The 17,307-nt window shown below is 65.8% G+C and carries 16 protein-coding genes; 13 read left to right on the top strand and 3 right to left on the bottom strand.

What is annotated here, in order from left to right; all coding sequences use genetic code 11:
• The first annotated feature begins 1 nt into the window (after position 1).
• The 9 genes from CH251_RS07985 (at position 2) to CH251_RS07950 (ending at position 9,250) form a co-directional block, all read left to right on the top strand.
• A complete protein-coding gene (locus CH251_RS07985; protein WP_094612669.1) occupies positions 2 to 757 on the top strand; it encodes a YggS family pyridoxal phosphate-dependent enzyme in 756 nt (251 codons plus the stop codon).
• An 83-nt stretch (positions 758 to 840) separates the two neighbouring features.
• The gene (locus tag CH251_RS07980; protein ID WP_094612668.1) at positions 841 to 1,488 is read left to right on the top strand and encodes a cell division protein SepF; all 648 of its coding nucleotides are present in this window, start codon (positions 841 to 843) and stop codon (positions 1,486 to 1,488) included.
• Between the two features lie 82 nt (positions 1,489 to 1,570).
• Positions 1,571 to 1,858, top strand: coding sequence for a YggT family protein (locus CH251_RS07975; RefSeq protein WP_032394379.1), 288 nt, complete (start codon positions 1,571 to 1,573; stop codon positions 1,856 to 1,858).
• A 160-nt stretch (positions 1,859 to 2,018) separates the two neighbouring features.
• A complete protein-coding gene (locus tag CH251_RS07970; RefSeq protein WP_094612667.1) occupies positions 2,019 to 2,870 on the top strand; it encodes a DivIVA domain-containing protein in 852 nt (283 codons plus the stop codon).
• A gap of 80 nt (positions 2,871 to 2,950) precedes the next feature.
• Positions 2,951 to 3,127, top strand: coding sequence for a hypothetical protein (locus CH251_RS27425; protein ID WP_179273334.1), 177 nt, complete (start codon positions 2,951 to 2,953; stop codon positions 3,125 to 3,127).
• Positions 3,128 to 3,418: 291 nt separating this feature from the next.
• Positions 3,419 to 6,556 carry an isoleucine--tRNA ligase gene (gene ileS, locus CH251_RS07965; protein WP_094612666.1) on the top strand — a complete coding sequence of 1,046 codons (3,138 nt, stop codon included), beginning with the start codon at positions 3,419 to 3,421 and terminating at the stop codon, positions 6,554 to 6,556.
• The gene (locus CH251_RS07960; protein ID WP_094612665.1) at positions 6,553 to 7,203 is read left to right on the top strand and encodes a peptide deformylase; all 651 of its coding nucleotides are present in this window, start codon (positions 6,553 to 6,555) and stop codon (positions 7,201 to 7,203) included. Before ileS ends, CH251_RS07960 begins: the two co-directional genes overlap by 4 nt.
• 62 nt (positions 7,204 to 7,265) lie before the next feature.
• Positions 7,266 to 8,567, top strand: a complete 1,302-nt coding sequence (locus CH251_RS07955; RefSeq protein ID WP_373454932.1) for a DNA polymerase IV — start codon at positions 7,266 to 7,268, stop codon at positions 8,565 to 8,567.
• A 197-nt stretch (positions 8,568 to 8,764) separates the two neighbouring features.
• Positions 8,765 to 9,250 (top strand): hypothetical protein, encoded by a 486-nt coding sequence (locus CH251_RS07950; protein WP_179273342.1) that lies wholly within the window; start codon positions 8,765 to 8,767, stop codon positions 9,248 to 9,250.
• Positions 9,251 to 9,345: 95 nt separating this feature from the next.
• On the opposite strand, the gene CH251_RS07945 is transcribed toward CH251_RS07950, so the two are convergent.
• Together CH251_RS07945 and CH251_RS07940 are read right to left on the bottom strand one after the other, a co-directional pair.
• Positions 9,346 to 10,089, bottom strand: a complete 744-nt coding sequence (locus CH251_RS07945) for a hypothetical protein (RefSeq protein WP_094612664.1) — start codon at positions 10,087 to 10,089, stop codon at positions 9,346 to 9,348.
• The gene (locus CH251_RS07940) at positions 10,086 to 11,048 is read right to left on the bottom strand and encodes a hypothetical protein (RefSeq protein WP_256978889.1); all 963 of its coding nucleotides are present in this window, start codon (positions 11,046 to 11,048) and stop codon (positions 10,086 to 10,088) included. Before CH251_RS07940 ends, CH251_RS07945 begins: the two co-directional genes overlap by 4 nt.
• Positions 11,049 to 11,119: 71 nt before the next feature.
• On the opposite strand from CH251_RS07940, the gene lspA reads away from it, so the two are divergent.
• The 4 genes from lspA to dnaE all read left to right on the top strand — a co-directional run bounded on the left by lspA (position 11,120) and on the right by dnaE (position 17,041).
• On the top strand, positions 11,120 to 11,770 hold the full coding sequence (gene lspA / locus CH251_RS07935; protein WP_373454931.1) for a signal peptidase II: 651 nt from the start codon (positions 11,120 to 11,122) through the stop codon (positions 11,768 to 11,770).
• A complete protein-coding gene (locus CH251_RS07930; protein WP_032394372.1) occupies positions 11,767 to 12,693 on the top strand; it encodes an RluA family pseudouridine synthase in 927 nt (308 codons plus the stop codon). Before lspA ends, CH251_RS07930 begins: the two co-directional genes overlap by 4 nt.
• On the top strand, positions 12,693 to 13,358 hold the full coding sequence (locus CH251_RS07925; protein WP_094612662.1) for a hypothetical protein: 666 nt from the start codon (positions 12,693 to 12,695) through the stop codon (positions 13,356 to 13,358). The genes CH251_RS07930 and CH251_RS07925 overlap by 1 nt, the downstream gene beginning before the upstream one ends.
• 146 nt (positions 13,359 to 13,504) lie before the next feature.
• Entirely contained in the window at positions 13,505 to 17,041 is a 3,537-nt protein-coding gene (dnaE, locus tag CH251_RS07920; protein WP_094612661.1) for a DNA polymerase III subunit alpha, read from the top strand.
• On the opposite strand, the gene CH251_RS07915 is transcribed toward dnaE, so the two are convergent.
• On the bottom strand, positions 17,012 to 17,281 hold the full coding sequence (locus tag CH251_RS07915; RefSeq protein ID WP_094612660.1) for a hypothetical protein: 270 nt from the start codon (positions 17,279 to 17,281) through the stop codon (positions 17,012 to 17,014). The two genes, dnaE and CH251_RS07915, sit on opposite strands and share 30 nt — an antisense overlap.
• Positions 17,282 to 17,307 lie beyond the last annotated feature (26 nt).

Raw genomic sequence — 17,307 nt, 5'->3', positions numbered from 1 at the left:
CATGAGCGAACTCAGCGGCAGCGCGTCCGGCACGGACCGGGCGCGAGAGATCGAGACGGCGTTGACGTCGGTGCGGGAGCGGTTGCATCGCGCCTGCGTCGACGCGGGCCGGACGCCCGCCGATGTGGCTCTGCTTCCGGTGACCAAGTTCTTCCCCGCCTCGGACGTGCGGATCCTGTACGACCTCGGGTGCCGCGACTTCGGAGAGTCCCGGGAGCAGGACGCGTCGCCCAAGGTCGCCGAGACGGCCGACGACTTCGGCGGCGATCCGCCCCGGTGGCACATGATCGGACACCTGCAGCGAAACAAGGCGAAGTCGGTGGCCGCGTGGGCGCACTCCATCCATTCCGTGGACAGTGCGCGGTTGGTGACTGCGCTGTCGAAGGCGACGACGGCGGCACTGGACGAGGGGGTGCGTCGGACCGAACTCGACGTGATCGTTCAGGTCAGTCTCGACGGGGACGTGCATCGCGGAGGCGTCGAACGCGACGAACTGCACGAGCTCGCGGACGCGGTAGCGACCGCGTCCGGGTTGCGTCTGGCGGGGTTGATGGCGGTGCCGCCGCTCGACGCCGATCCGGACGCCGCATTCGCCGACCTCGAGAGCCTGCACGGTCGACTTCTCGTGGATCATCCCGGAGCGCTCGAGCTGTCCGCGGGCATGACCGGAGACCTGGAAGCTGCTGTGCGGCACGGATCGACGTGCGTGCGTGTCGGTACCGCAATACTCGGCGCGCGGCCGATAGCCTCGCAATAACAGTCCATGGATCACATCAGTCACAACAGACACTTGCGAACCTGGAGATGGACAGTAGACACACCGCCACGGAAGGCAGAACGATGAGCACCCTGCACAAGTTCAAGGCGTACTTCGGCATGGTTCCGCTCGCCGACTACGAGGACGACTACCTCGACGATCCGGACACGCGACGCAGCTCCCGTGGTGGTCGCGACAGCTACGACGACATCGACGAGCGTGACTTCGTGAAGCCGTCCTTCGGTGGATCGCGGCACGCGCAGGTCGAGGACGACTACGACGATTACGAGGCACCCCGTCCGGCGGCCACGCTGGCACCGATCGGTGGACGAGGACGCGGCGCGGCACCGACCACGCGCGGTGCGGCAACAAGGGGAGCGCTTGCCATGGACACTCGGATGGACGTCCGCGCGGAGACCCGACGCAGCCCGATCGTCGACGACGGCGGCCCGCTCTCGAAGATCACCACGCTGCGACCGCGTGATTACAGCGAGGCCCGCACCATCGGTGAGCGCTTCCGCGACGGCACTCCGGTCATCATGGACCTGGTCGAGATGAGCAACGCCGACGCCAAGCGGCTGGTCGATTTCGCTGCCGGGCTCGCCTTCGCACTGCGCGGTTCCTTCGACAAGGTGGCGACGAAGGTCTTCCTGCTCTCGCCTGCCGACGTCGACGTTTCGCCGCAGGAGCGCAGGCGGATCGCCGAGACCGGTTTCTACAGCCAGCAGTGAGACATTTGCTGTTCGGGGCGGTAGTTCAGGGCTGTGACCAGCGCGCTTTGCTCAGCCCGGCGAAGTCAGGCAGAGTATAGCCGTGATCGTGTTCACGGTGATCAACATCGTATTGTTTCTTTTTTGGCTCCTTCTCATCGGTCGAATCATCGTCGAGTTCATCAGGACTTTCGCGAGAGATTGGCAACCGACCGGGTTGGTCGTCATCGTGCTCGAGGCGATCTTCACGGTCACAGACCCCCCGGTGAAGTTCCTCCGGAAGATAATTCCGCCGCTCAACCTCGGTGGAGTGCGACTGGACCTGTCCATCATGGTCCTGCTGTTCGTCGTCTTCATCGCGTGGAATGTCACCAGTGGTCTCGCGGCCTGAGGCCGCAGATGAAATGTTAGAACGCGGGACCCAGCGCATGCTGCGTGTCCTGTGTGACAGAATGGACGCCAGTTACAGTTTGATTGTTCTGCACTCGCGCGGAATGGCATATAACTGAATGCTTGCTCTACCGCCCCAAGACGCGTGAAGGGATCCTTCCATGCCGCTGACTCCAGCTGATGTGCACAATGTCGCGTTCAGCAAGCCGCCCATCGGTAAGCGCGGTTACAACGAAGACGAGGTCGACGCTTTTCTCGACCTCGTCGAGCAAGAGTTGTCGCGACTGATCGAAGAGAACGCCGACCTACGCCAGCGGGTCGGTGAGCTCGATCAGGAGCTTGCGGATGCCAAGAGCGCTTCGCGGCAGAACCCGCAACCGGCTCAGGTCGCGGCACCGAAGGCCGAGCCACAGCGCCCGGTGGATCCCCCCAAGCCACCGCCCGTGGTGCAGCAGCCCGCGCCGGTCGCGCCCGTTGCAGCAGCTCCGCAGCAGAGCGGCGACTCCAACATGCAGGCCGCCAAGATTCTGGGCCTCGCTCAGGAGATGGCCGATCGTCTCACCGGTGATGCCAAGTCGGAGTCCGAGCAGCTGCTCGGTAACGCGCGCACCAACGCCGAGCGTCTGGTGTCGGATGCACGCACGCGTTCCGAGTCGATGATGTCCGAGGCTCGTCAGAAGTCCGAGTCGTTGCTGTCCGACGCTCAGACCCGGTCCGAGACCCAGCTGCGTCAGGCCAAGGAGAAGGCCGACGCACTGCAGGCCGACGCCGAGCGCAAGCACACCGAGATCATGGCGACGATCAACCAGCAGCGTTCGGTGCTCGAAGGTCGTATCGAGCAGCTCAAGACGTTCGAGCGCGAGTACCGGGTTCGCCTCAAGTCGTACCTCGAATCGCAGCTCGAAGAGCTCGAGAACCGTTCCTCGGCGCTGCCGGTGGACAACGGGCAGGACAATTTCAACCAGGACAACCAGTCGTCGGGGTACAGCCAGTCGTACGCCAAGGGCAACTGACGCACCACCGATCTCCGACGCTGTCGATCGCGGCAGCGTCGGATCAGGTTGTCGCGTGGAGTGGTGAGCGAGGAATCGGTGTGTTGGTCCTGACTCTCGGCGCGGCAGCGATCGGCTTCGGCTTTCTGGTTCTCGCCCTGATGACGGGGTCCGTTGTCTGGGCGTGGGCCTGCATCGTCGTTTGTATCGTGGGTGCAGTGCTTCTGCTGGTCGGAGCGCTCACGGGCCGACGGCCCCCGCCCGAGCTCGACAGGTAGCATCACGACCGAGGTAGTCAGATTTCACGGCGTCGATCCGGCCATCACCGGGGAGCTTTCGGAAGAACGACGTCGTAACGAAGCGCCCAGGTGTTTCGGAACGGCGTTCAGTAGAACCGAACGGGTGAGCCCGTCACAGCTCATCTGGAGTGGCGCGCTCCGACGGCTCGGTCGTCGAGAGAGTGCAAGCGGGGTGGTACCGCGGTATCGGGTGAACGGATCGCCCGGATGTCGTCCCCGTGCCAACTTTGCGTCGCGTCTCGCGCGCGGCCGGCACGGAGGAGACACGTCATGACAGATGCAACCGCACGCCCCAACTCGGGGTCGTATCCGTTGGTGGACCTGGCCGAGGGCCGATCGGGCAGCGTCCCGTTCCCGGACCTCGAGCGCATGGTTCTGCACGAGTGGGCCGAGGACGGCACCTTCCGAGCCAGCATCGACAATCGCGCAGATGCCGAGGAGTTCGTCTTCTACGACGGCCCGCCCTTCGCGAACGGTCTGCCGCACTACGGCCACCTGCTCACCGGCTACGTCAAAGACCTCGTCCCGCGGTTCCAGACGATGCGGGGCAAGAAGGTCGAGCGTCGCTTCGGTTGGGACTGCCACGGTCTGCCCGCAGAGCTGGAAGCGGAGAAGCAGCTCGGCATCAAGGACAAGTCCGAGATCGACGAGATGGGCCTGGCGAAGTTCAACGCCTACTGCAAGCAGTCGGTACTCCAGTACACCGACGAGTGGCGGGACTACGTCACCCGGCAGGCGCGGTGGGTCGACTTCGACAACGACTACAAGACCCTCGACGTCGACTTCATGGAGTCGGTCATGTGGGCGTTCAAGACGTTGCACGACAAGGGCCTGATCTACCAGGGATACCGGGTTCTGCCGTACAGCTGGTATGAGCAGACGCCCCTGTCCAATCAGGAGACCCGCCTGGACGACGCCTACAAGATGCGTCAAGATCCGGCGGTCACCGTCACGATGCCGTTGACGGCTCCGGGCTCGCCCCTGGACGGTGCGAACGCGCTGATCTGGACCACCACGCCCTGGACCCTGCCGTCGAACCTGGCGATCGCGGTGCATCCCGAGGTGCAGTACGTGCAGGTGCGAGGAACCGACGGTGCGCGTTACGTGCTTGCCGCGCTGCGACTCTCGCACTATGCGAAGGAACTGGGAGAGGAGCCGGAGGTGCTCTCGGAGCACACCGGTGCCGAGTTGGTCGGACTGTCCTACACCCCTCCCTACGACTTCTTCCTCGGTCACGAGAACTCGCATCGGGTGCTCGAGGCCGACTACGTCACCACCGATTCGGGAACCGGAATCGTCCACCTCGCACCGGCTTTCGGTGAGGAGGACATGGACGTCGCCACCGCGAACGGAATCGAGGTGGTGCAACCGCTCGACGCAGGCGGCAAGTTCACCTCGCTGGTGCCGCCGTACGAGGGCCTGATGGTGTTCGACGCCAACCCGGTGATCATCAAGGATCTCAAGGCCTCGGGTCGGTTGCTGCGGCACGAGACCATCGAGCACTCGTACCCGCACAGCTGGCGTAGTGGTCAGCCGCTGATCTACATGGCGGTACCGTCGTGGTTCGTCGCGGTCACCAAGTTCCGTGATCGCATGGTCGAGCTGAACCAGGAGATCACCTGGGTTCCCGAGCACATCAAGGACGGTCAGTTCGGCAAGTGGCTCGAAGGTGCACGCGACTGGAACATCAGCCGAAACCGGTACTGGGGCAGCCCGATTCCGGCATGGACATCCGACGACCCGGCGTACCCGCGCCTGGACGTCTACGGCAGCCTGGACGAGCTCGAGCGTGACTTCGGCGTGCGACCGACCGATCTGCACCGGCCCTACATCGACGAGTTGACCCGGCCCAACCCGGACGATCCGACCGGCAAGTCGACGATGCGTCGCGTCCCCGAGGTGTTGGACTGCTGGTTCGAGTCCGGCTCGATGCCGTATGCGCAGGTGCACTTTCCGTTCGAGAACGAGGAGTGGTTCTCCACGCACAACCCGGGCGATTTCATCGTCGAGTACAACGGACAGACGCGAGGCTGGTTCTACACCCTGCACGTGCTGGCAACCGCACTGTTCGATCGCCCGGCGTTCAAGACCGTTGCCGCACACGGCATCGTGCTCGGTGACGACGGCCTGAAGATGAGCAAGTCCAAGGGCAACTACCCGGACGTCAAGGAGGTCTTCGACCGCGACGGCTCCGACGCCATGCGGTGGTTCCTGATGTCCTCACCGATCCTGCGCGGCGGCAACCTCATCGTCACCGAGCAGGGCATCCGCGAAGGCGTTCGCCAGGCGTTGCTGCCGATCTGGAATGCGTGGAGCTTCCTGCAGCTCTACGCCTCGAAGCCCGGGCAGTGGCGAACCGATTCGCCGAACGTGCTCGATCGCTACGTGTTGGCCAAGCTGTCGGCCACCCGCGATGCGATCACCGATGCGCTCGAGGGCAACGACATCGCCGGTGCCTGCGACGAGCTGCGCACGTTCTGCGATGCACTGACCAATTGGTATGTGCGACGCTCGCGTTCGCGGTTCTGGAGCGAGGACGCCGACGCCATCGACACCCTGCACACCGTGCTGGAGGTGCTCACTCGCATCGCCGCCCCACTGCTGCCGTTGATCAGCGAGGTGGTGTGGCGTGGATTGACCGGTGGCCGCTCGGTGCACCTGACCGACTGGCCCGAGGCGGGCGAACTGCCGTCGGATCCCGAACTGGTCGAGAGCATGGACGAGGTCCGCACCGTGTGCTCCACGGTGCTCGGTCTGCGCAAGGCCCAGAACCTGCGCGTGCGGTTGCCGTTGCCCGAGGTGACGGTCGCAGCCGCCGATGCGGAGCGGCTGCGTCCGTTCGTCGACATCATCTCCGACGAGGTCAACGTCAAGAAGGTCGATCTGACCGAAGACGTTGCTGTACACGGAAAGTTCGAGCTCGTCGTCAATGCCCGTGCTGCGGGGCCGCGTATCGGCAAGGACGTCCAGACGGTCATCAAGGCCGTCAAAGCAGGCGATTGGTCCGAGGACGCAGACGGTGTGGTGAGCGCCGCAGGCATCGCGTTGCTGCCGGAGGAGTACACGCGCAAACTCGTTGCCGCCGAGCCCGAATCGACGGCACCGTTGCCCGGAAACGCCGGACTGGTCGTGCTGGATTCGGCCGTCACCGAGGAGCTCGAAGCAGAGGGCTGGGCCAAGGACCGCATTCGCGAACTGCAGGACGCGCGTCGCAATCACGGATTCGACGTCTCGGACCGCATCGACATCGTCATCGAGGTCCCCGAGCATCGGCAGGCGTGGCTCGACACCCATCGTGATCTGATCGCCGGCGAGGTGCTCGCGCTGTCGCTGGTCGACGGTCGCGTCGGGGACGACGGCAGCGATCTCGGTGAGGGAGTGCGGGCCGCGATCACCAAGTCGTCATGATCGACGGCGACGTGTCGGTTCACGCCGTCCGTGAGCTTCTCGCCGAAGCTCACGGCGGCGTCGTGCCCATCGTCGCCGCGGGCCACCCGGTTCTGCGGTCCAGGGCTGCACCGTACGCCGGGCAGCTCGACTCCGAAACGTTCGCGGAGTTGATCGAGGTGATGCGTGCGACCATGCACGACGCGCCCGGTGTCGGTTTGGCCGCACCGCAGATCGGCATCCCGCTGCAGATCGCAGTGATCGAGGATCGCTACGACGTCGGAGCGGATGTCGCCCGGGTACGGGAGCGCACGCCGCTTCCGTTCCGCGTATTGGTCAATCCCCGGTACACCCCGATCGGACCCCGGACTGCCGCCTTCTACGAGGGATGCCTCAGTGTTCCCGGGTATCAGGCCGTCGTGACGCGAGCGGCCGAGGTGCGGCTCGAGTGCACCGACGAGACCGGGCGCGAGATCGACGAGGTGGTTCGTGGCTGGCCGGCCAGGATCGTGGCGCACGAGACCGATCATCTCCACGGCACTCTGTACATCGACACCGCGCACACTCGATCGTTGACGACGAGTGAGATGTACGGCGAGCTGTGGTCGGATCCCACACCCGAACGCGCCGCGCACGCTCTCGGATTCGCCACCGACGACCGTCGTTGACGACCGTGCCCGATACCGCCGACCACACCCTGCGGAGTCGTCGCTGGGTGCTGCACCTGGACATGGACGCGTTCTTCGCCTCCGCCGAACAGCTGACGCGCCCCACGTTGCGGGGCCGCCCGGTTCTCGTCGGTGGTGCGGGCGGGCGCGGAGTGGTGGCCGGTTGCAGCTACCGGGCCCGTGCGTTCGGTGCGCGCTCGGCCATGCCGATGCATCAGGCTCGCCGACTCGTGGGCGCCGGGGCCGTGGTGTTGCCGCCGCGGTTCGTTCTCTACTCGGAGCTGAGCCGTCGCGCCTTCGAGGCACTGCGGGGACCCATGCCCGTCCTCGAACAACTCTCGATCGACGAGGCGTTCGGCGAGCCGCTCGAACTGGCCGGAGCGACGGTTCACGAGGTCGAGCAGTTCTGCGCCGACCTGCGCGCACTGATCCTCGCCGAGACCGGGCTGGTCGCCTCGATCGGTGCCGGGTCAGGAAAACAGATCGCCAAGATCGCGTCGGGACTGGCCAAGCCCGACGGCATCACCGTCGTTGCTCCGGGAATCCAGGCCGAGCTGATGGCGGCCCTTCCGGTGCGGAAACTGTGGGGGATCGGACCGGTGGCCGGAGAGCGCTTGCGGCGCTTGGGCATCGACACCATCGGCAAGTTCGTGGCCACACCCGAGTCCGAGGTGGCGTCGATCCTGGGGGCCACGATGGGACCGAGCCTGCATCAGCTGGCACGCGGAATCGACAACCGCGTCGTGGCCGAGCGAGCCGAGGCCAAACAGGTCAGCGCCGAGACGACGTTCGCACAGGATCTGATCTCTCTCGCTCAGCTTCGCCCGGCCATCGAGTCCATCGTCGACTCGACACATCGACGATTGCTGAAGGACGGTCGGGGTGCCAGGACGGTGGTGCTCAAACTGCGCAAATCCGACATGAGCATCATCACTCGATCGGCTACGTTGCCGTACGCCACGGTGGACAAGCAGACCATCGTGGCCACGGCGCAGCGACTTGCCGTCGATCCGGTCGAGGTCGGTCCGATCCGGCTGGTCGGGGTCGGATTGGCCGGGCTGTCGGCCGTCCGGCAGGGTTCGTTGTTTCCCGAACTGGAGTACGAGCCGGTCGCCGATGCGACCGAGGAGTCGCCCGCCCCGATCGAGGCCGCCGCCGACGTCGTCGTCCCGGAAGGCCCCCGGTGGCAACCGGGTATGGACGTGCGGCATCCCGACTTCGGTCACGGCTGGGTGCAGGGGGCCGGTCACTCGGTGGTGACCGTCCGATTCGAGACCCGCACCACCGGGCCGGGAATCGCGCGAACCTTCGCCGAATCGGACGAGAACCTGGTCGTTGCCGACGTTCTCGACAGCCTGAAGTGAGTTGTGGCCTGGCTGAGGAAACTCTGTGAGGTTTCACAGGTATGCCGATCGCGTTGTGACTCGGGCGTGTCGAGCTGACATAGTGGACCAGGTCCGAGACGACCCCATTCCAGACGACCGACGAGTCACAGAACGATCGAGATGTGACTCAGAGTGAAAAGGACAAGCACTTGAAGCTTCGCAACACCCGACGGGCAATGGTTGCCGGCATCGCCATCGCCGCAGCGCTCACCATGACCGCCTGCAGTTCCGACGGCGGTGACGAGCCGACCGCGACCACGACGGCGGTCACCACCTCTGCGGCTGCCGCTCCCGACGCCGGTGCGTACCCGCCGGCACCCACGGTCGAGGAGCTGAACACTCAGCTCATGCGTGGACTCGATCCCAACGTTCCGGTCGAGGAGAAGGCCGCCTTGATCCAGGGCGCGTCCGAGGATCCGGATCTGATCAACCAGGTCGCCGCCGCTGCCGTGGCCAACAACGCCCAGATCGAGATCACCAGCATCGACGATCTCGGCACCGGTGTTCTCAATGCCGGCATCACGATCACGCTCAACGGCCAGGCCAACCCCGGCACCTTCCAGTTCGTCCCCGAGGACGGCGTGTGGAAGCTCTCCAAGGAGAACGCCTGCGGCATCGTCTCGCTCGCGCAGCTGACCAGCCCGGCGTGCCCCGCACCCTGAGTCCTGCCGATCGTCTCTGACCGACAAGAAACTGCCGGTGACATGTCCCCTCGGGGATGCGTCACCGGCAGTTTTTCGTGGGCCGACCGCCCGGTTCACATGCTCGGTGTCACCGATCGAATGCGCTCGACCGCCGCCTCGGCGACAGTGGTGACGGTCTCGGGCTCGAGGCCACTCTGATCGGAGACGACGATCTGGACGACCGTCGAATCGACAACGGCCACCACCACGTCGGAGATCAAGGTGAACCCTTCGCTGCTGGTGGTCAGGCGTACCGAGGCCGATGCGTCACCGACCGACGACTGCTCCCGGCCTGCCAACGCATAGTCGACGCTCACCCCGTCCGCATCCGTGCCACCGAACGTCGTGCACCCCGCCCACGCCTGTTGAATCGCCGTGAAGGCCTCGGCCGTGCCCGTATCGGAGTAGCTCGCCGCGTCCTCGTCGATCGACGAGAAATTCGGTCCCGAGAAGCGCGCGACTGCGTTCGACGCCGCCCCGCCCCGCTGCTCCGAGATCGGGGCCAGGACCGCGGCGCATTCGGCCGGGTCGGTGCCGGACCTGTCGGGGGAGTCGTACTCGGGGGCCGGGTCGAGCCCCAAATCCTGGACCGGGTCGGGAATCGAGGAGAACCCGTCCGGGAGGTCGCCGAGACCCAACATCGCTGCGGCCAGGACGCCGGAGTCGGTGATGGGGGCACCGAGCAGAGGGTCGGGCGCGGCGACGGAACTGGGTGCGACTGCAGGGGTCGGGGCCGGCTCGTCTGCGCTGCACCCGGCCCCGGCGACAGCGACGAGTGACAGCGCCGCCAGCAGCTGCGTCGTGGTCCGCGCCGTCATCGGGCAGCCCAGGTGATCGAGTCTCCGACGGTTTGGCGCAGCACCGTCGTGCTGTCGGGGTCGGTGTACATCTGATCGCCACCTGCGGTGATCGACCCGCCGACGGGGAGCGGTCGAGTCAGATCCATCTCGAGCGTTCCCGAGCCGGTGAAGGTGTACGTCGCGATGTTCAGTGTGCCGGCGTTGTCGGGCAGGTTCCATGTCGTCGATTCGGGCGTCTGGGTGATCGTCACGTCCAGGGTCGCTCGGTCACCGTCGAGCGCTCGCAACGTGACCGTGGTGCGCTGGTTCAACGTGATGCCGCTCAGTACCTGCTGATCGACGGTCCACACCGCGCCCACTCCCACCTCGGCATCGGGGAAGTCGATGGAGCGGTACACCGCGGCGTTCAACGATCGCTCGATCGCCGCGCGAGCGATATCGAGCGCGGCGTCGGCGGGGGTGATGTGCAGCGCGGTGATCGCCCCCGAGTCGGTGGTTGCCAGCCGCGCGGTCGAGCCCTCGGAGGCGGAGAGCGCGTCGGTCAGTCCCTCGTCGGGTGACGTCGCAGCTCCGATGGTCAGCTCGACCGATCGGGTCGCGCCGGTCGCAGCGTCGTCGTCCGGCACGGTATCGGACGTCGACGCGGACAGTGGCACGGTCAGTTCGGGACTGGAGAAGTCCTGCGGAGCACCGTTGTCGATCTGCTGCGAGACGGTGGAGGTGGTGGTGAGGTCGACGTTCTGCTCGTCCGAATCGGAGGTGTCGAAAGCCAGCACGCGCCGCGGCTCGGCACCGGGGTCGACGACCGTGGTGGTCGTCGGTGTCACGGCGATCGTCACCTCGTTCGAGGACGCGGCCTGCTCGGAAGTGGGCTCGGTGTCGGCGTCGGTGCTGGAACATCCGGCGACGAGAGCCACTGCACAGCAGACAGCGAGAAAACCGGAGCGGACGGTGCGGTTTCGATCGATCGTCTTCACGGGCACCAGGCTACTGACACCGCCCGCGGTGATCGGTGGTGCGCGGCACGGATGAGGACCCGCCGCCGTCCATGCGCCATGATGGACAGGTGAGTGAAGACCGCGCCGACGATCCACCAGCCGAGACGAGTAGTGTTCCGGCACCGAACGAGACCGCGGACTCGCAGGTGACCGAGACCGACAGCGCCGGGAATCTACTTCCGAAGCCGCTGCGGACGCGGTTGCTGATCGCGATCGCGGCCGTGATTCTTCTGTTCGATCTCGTCACCAAGATTCTGGTCGTCCACTACGTCAAGCCCGGCAGCCCGATCTCGATCGTCGGAGACGTCGTGACGTTGCGGCTCGTCCGCAACCCCGGTGCGGCGTTCTCGATGGCCACCGGGATGACCTGGTTGCTCACGGTCGTGGCCGTCGCGGTCGTCATCGGAGTGATCAAGATCGGTCGAACGCTGCGATCGCCGTGGTGGGCACTGGGATTGGGTCTGGTTCTCGGCGGCGCACTCGGCAACCTGATCGACCGTTTCTTCCGTGCACCGGGGCCGTTCCAGGGACACGTCGTCGACTTCGTGTCGGTGGGTTGGTGGCCGGTGTTCAACGTGGCCGACTCGTCCATCGTCTGTGGCGCGATCCTGCTCGTCGTGCTGAGCCTGTTCGGGTTCGAGCCGAACGGCGAACGGGTCACCAAGTCGAGGTCCGACGCCGCAGGCGAGGCCGACAAGTGAGGGAATCGCGCTCGATGCCGGTGCCCGACGGCCTGGACGGAATGAGGGTGGACGCCGGTCTCGCTCGGCTGCTCGGGCTCTCGCGAACCGTCGCCGCGACTCTGGCCGAGGAGGGCTCGGTTCTGGTCGATCACGGTGCCGTCGGCAAGTCCGACCGACTGGCCGCCGGTTCGTGGCTCGAAGTGACGTTGCCCGAGCCTGCCCGTGAGTTGACGATCGAGGCGGAGCCGGTCGAGGGGATGGAAATCCTCTACGCCGACGACGACATCGTGGCCGTGGACAAGCCGGTCGGGGTCGCCGCGCACGCCAGTGTCGGCTGGACCGGCCCCACCGTCATCGGTGGTCTCGCGGCCGCCGGTTTCCGTATTTCGACCTCCGGTGCGCACGAGCGGCAGGGCATCGTCCATCGCCTCGACGTCGGCACGTCGGGGGTCATGGTGGTCGCCACGTCCGAGCGGGCGTACACCGTGCTCAAGCGGGCGTTCAAGGCGCGGACCATCGACAAGCGCTACCACGCACTGGTGCAGGGCCACCCGGATCCGAGCAGCGGAACGATCGATGCTCCGATCGGTCGACACGGAAGCAACGACTGGAAGTTCGCCGTCCGCGCCGACGGCAAGCCCAGCGTCACCCACTACGACACGGTCGAGGCGTTCCAGGCCGCGAGCCTGCTGGACGTGCACTTGGAAACCGGTCGCACGCACCAGATTCGGGTGCACTTCTCGGCTCTGCGGCACCCGTGCTGCGGCGATCTGACCTACGGAGCCGATCCACGGCTGGCCGAACGGTTGGGTCTGGAACGGCAGTGGCTGCACGCACGCTCGCTCGGCTTCGCGCATCCCTCCGACGGCCGCTGGGTCGAGATCGAGAGCAAGTATCCGGCCGACCTCGAGCACGCACTAGAGGTGCTTCGGAAGGCGTGATGCGCAGCAGGGGAGTCTCCGGAGTGCTCGTCGGCGTCGTTGTCGCTGCACTCGTGATCGGGGCGCTCGCCGTGATAGGGCACCTGAATCCGGTCCGACAATTGGGCGTGAGCACCGACCGGCTCGGCCCGGACAGCGGCGAGCCGGTGGCCGATTACCTCGCCCGCGCCGAGGCGAGCCTGCGCAGCGACACCACCGAACCTCGATGGGGCTCGGTGTCGTTCGATCGCGAACTCACCGCCGAACAGGCCTATGCCGTCGCCGACGGGGTCCGGATCTCGCAGGTGCTGCTCCGTGTTCCGCTCGATCGCGTGCAGACTCCGATACTCACCGTGGGCGTTCCGGGCAGTGAACGCTCGGTACTGAATTCCACCGCGCATGCAGCAGGCCTCGCGGCGGCAGCGTTCGGGGCGGGGGACCGGCAGGCCCGGATCGCCGCGGTGTCGCAGCGGCGTCTGCTCGACGGGTGCGCGTGTGTGGTGACCGTGGTGGTGCGCGGGACTTCTTCCGAGCTGACCGAGCTGGCCGGCCGTCCCGATGTGCGAGCGGTGCAGGCGCTTCCGCCGGACGCAGTGTCCGGCAAATTCGCGGTCGAGCCGCTCCTGCCGGAGTACGGCGACGTCGTCGAGCCGCTTCCGGACGACGGCCCCGTGCCGACCGAATGAGACGATTTCTCGTCGCATCCGTCACACCTGTCACGTCCTCCCAGGACACACCGGCAGCGTGAAAAATCTGTCGGTTCGACCGCTTAGAGTGAGTACGTTCGCGGCTCGTATCTTCGCCGACGCACGACCTTCAGGAGAGAACCTTCGTGGCCGATTCGTTCGTTCATCTGCACAACCACACCGAATATTCGATGCTCGACGGTGCCGCCAAGATCGGGGCGATGTTCGCCGAGGCGGCGCGGTTGGAGATGACGGCAGTCGGCATGACCGACCACGGAAACATGTACGGGGCCAGCGAGTTCTACAACGAGGCCAAGAAGGCCGGAATCAAGCCGATCATCGGCATCGAGGCGTACATCGCCCCCGAGTCCCGGTTCAACAAGAAGCGCGTGCTGTGGGGTGACCGCAGCCAGAAGTCCGACGACGTCTCCGGTAGCGGTGCGTACACGCACATGACGATGGTCGCCGAGAACGCCACCGGAGTCCGCAACCTGTTCAAGCTGTCCTCCCTCGCCTCCATCGAGGGGCAGCTGGGCAAGTGGGCCCGCATGGACGAGGAGATCATCGCTTCTCACGCCGAGGGCATCATCGCCACCACCGGCTGCCCGTCGGGGGAGGTGCAGACGCGGCTGAGGCTCGGCCAGGATCGCGAGGCGCTCGAGGCCGCCGCCAAGTGGCGCGAGATCTGGGGCCCCGAGAACTTCTTTCTCGAACTGATGGATCACGGCCTGTCCATCGAGCGTCGCGTCCGCGAAGGCCTGCTCGACATCGGCAAGAAGCTGTCGATCCCGCCGCTGGCCACCAACGACTGCCACTACGTCACCAAGGACGCCGCCGAGAACCACGAGGCGTTGCTGTGCATCCAGACCGGCAAGACGCTCAGCGACCCCACTCGCTTCAAGTTCGACGGTGACGGCTACTACCTCAAGTCCGCCGCCGAGATGCGCGAGCTCTGGGACGATCAGGTGCCCGGTGCCTGCGACAGCACCCTGCTCATCGCCGAGCGTGTGCAGCCCTACGACGAGGTGTGGGCGCATCGTGACCGGATGCCGATCTTCCCCGTGCCCGAGGGTCACACGCAGGGCACCTGGTTGCGCCACGAGGTCATGACCGGGCTGGAGCGTCGGTTCCCCGACGGTCCCGGCGAGGATTACCTCGCGCGCGCGGAGTACGAGATCAAGGTCATTCTCGAGATGGGCTTCCCGGCCTACTTCCTCGTCGTCGGCGACCTGATCAACCACGCCAAGGCCGTCGGCATCCGCGTCGGGCCCGGTCGAGGATCCGCTGCCGGATCGTTGGTCGCGTACGCCATGGGCATCACCAACATCGACCCACTGCCGCACGGTCTGCTGTTCGAGCGATTCCTCAACCCCGAGCGTGTGTCGATGCCCGATATCGATATCGACTTCGACGATCGTCGCCGCGGTGAGATGGTCCGCTACGCCACCGAGAAGTGGGGCAGCGATCGAGTGGCACAGGTGATCACGTTCGGCACCATCAAGACCAAGGCCGCCATCAAGGACTCCGCACGCGTGCAGTTCGGCCAGCCGGGCTTCGGAATCGCCGATCAGATCACCAAGGCACTTCCGCCGCCCATCATGGCCAAGGACATCTCCGTGGCGGGCATCACCGACCCCGCACACGAGCGCTACAAGGAAGCCGTCGAGGTCAGGGCGCTGATCGACTCCAACCCCGACGTCGCGACCATCTACAAGACGGCCAAGGGACTCGAGGGCCTGATCCGCAACGCAGGCGTGCACGCCTGCGCGGTCATCATGTCCTCCGAGCCGCTCACCGACGCCATTCCGGTGTGGAAGCGCGCGCAGGACGGCGCGATCATCACCGGCTGGGACTATCCGTCGTGCGAGGCCATCGGCCTGCTCAAGATGGACTTCCTGGGTCTGCGCAACCTCACCGTCATCGGTGACGCCATCGACAACATCAAGGCCAACCGCGGCATCGACATCGACCTCGACGCACTCCCGCTCGACGACCCGGCGACCTTCGACTTGCTCTCTCGCGGAGACACTCTCGGCGTCTTCCAGCTCGACGGCAGCGCCATGCGCGATCTGCTCCGCCGTATGCAGCCCACCGGCTTCGAGGACATCGTCGCCGTCCTGGCCCTGTATCGGCCGGGTCCGATGGGCATGAACTCGCACAACGATTACGCCGACCGCAAGAACGGTAGGCAAGAGGTCAAGCCGATTCACCCGGAGCTCGAAGAGCCGCTCAAGGTGATTCTCGGCGAGACGTACGGCCTGGTGGTCTACCAGGAGCAGATCATGCAGCTGGCGCAGAAGGTGGCCGGCTACACCCTCGGCCAGGCCGACCTGCTGCGTCGCGCCATGGGCAAGAAGAAGCTCTCCGAGCTGGAGAAGGCCTACGCCGGATTCCGACAGGGCATGTTGGACAACGACTTCTCCGAGGCGGCCATCAAGGCGCTGTGGGACACCGTGCTGCCCTTCGCCGGTTACGCGTTCAACAAGTCGCACTCCGCGGGCTACGGCCTGGTGTCGTACTGGACGGCATACCTCAAGGCGAACTACCCGGCCGAGTACATGGCCGGCCTGCTCACCAGCGTCGGCGACGACAAGGACAAGGCCGCGATCTATCTCGCCGACTGCCGCAAGCTCGGTATCACCGTGCTGCCGCCCGACGTCAACGAATCCGAGCTGAACTTCGCGTCGGTGGGCAAGGACATCCGGTTCGGTCTCGGCGCCGTCCGCAACGTCGGTACCAATGTGGTCGCGTCGATCATCAGGGCGCGATCGGAGAAGTCCAAGTACACCGACTTCTCCGACTACCTCGGCAAGATCGACGCTATCGCGTGCAGCAAGAAGGTCACCGAATCCCTCATCAAGGCAGGTGCTTTCGACTCGCTCGATCATCCCCGCAAGGGGTTGATGCTCATTCACGCCGACGCGATCGACGCGGTGATGGGCACCAAGAAGGCCGAGGCGATCGGTCAGTTCGACCTGTTCGGCGGCGAGGATGCCGACGAGTCCATCTCCGCCGTGTTCAACGTGCGGGTGCCGGACGAGGAATGGGAGTCCAAGCATCGGCTCGCCCTCGAACGCGAGATGCTCGGCCTCTACGTCTCGGGACACCCGCTCCTGGGCGTCGAGCACATGCTGGCCGCGAAGTCCGACTGCAACATCCCCACCATCCTCGAGGGCGACATCAAGGACGGCACACAGGTCACCGTCGGCGGCATTCTGGCTTCGGTGAACCGTCGGATCAACAAGAACGGCCTGACGTGGGCTTCGGCTCAGCTCGAGGACCTGGCCGGCGGTATCGAGGTGCTGTTCTTCCCGCAGGCGTACTCGGTGTTCGGTGCCGATGTCACCGAGGACTCGGTGGTGCTCGTCAAGGGGCGCGTGTCGGTGCGCGACGATCGAATCTCGTTGATCGCCAACGATCTTGCGGTACCCGATCTGTCCGCGATCGGCATCGACAAGCCGCTCGCGGTGAGTCTGCCGACTCGGTTGTGCACGGCGGACAAGGTCGGTGCCCTCAAGCGGGTGCTGTCGAGCCACCCGGGAACCTCGGATGTGCACCTGCGGTTGGTCAGTGGCGACAAGATCACCACGATGAAGCTGGACGACAGTCTGCGCGTCACGCCGACATCGGCGTTGATGGGGGACCTGAAAGCGCTACTCGGCCCGGGCTGCCTGACGGGCTGACGCCGGTCCGGTCGAACCCAGCTCGGTCAGGCGCAGCGTCCACCAGGCGACGACGGCGACCGCTGCGCCGGCCAGCACTGCTGGGTGCAGGGAGCCGGCGACGAGGAGGGTCGCGGCGAACACGATGAATCCGAGTGCGAGGGCTTCGAGCTTGTAGACGGGCCACGCGATGCCTGCCACCTCCGCAGTACGCAGGGCCGGAGCGGGTCGACGGCTCACCGGGGTGCTCGTGTAGGTCATCGCGTTCTCCTCTGGTCCACCGGCAG

The sequence above is a fragment of the Rhodococcus sp. 06-462-5 genome, from assembly GCF_002258315.1.
In the GTDB taxonomy this organism is placed as follows: Bacteria; Actinomycetota; Actinomycetes; order Mycobacteriales; family Mycobacteriaceae; genus Rhodococcoides.
Note: the sequence above shows the minus strand (reverse complement) of the source record. Positions and strands in the feature narration are given on the sequence as shown.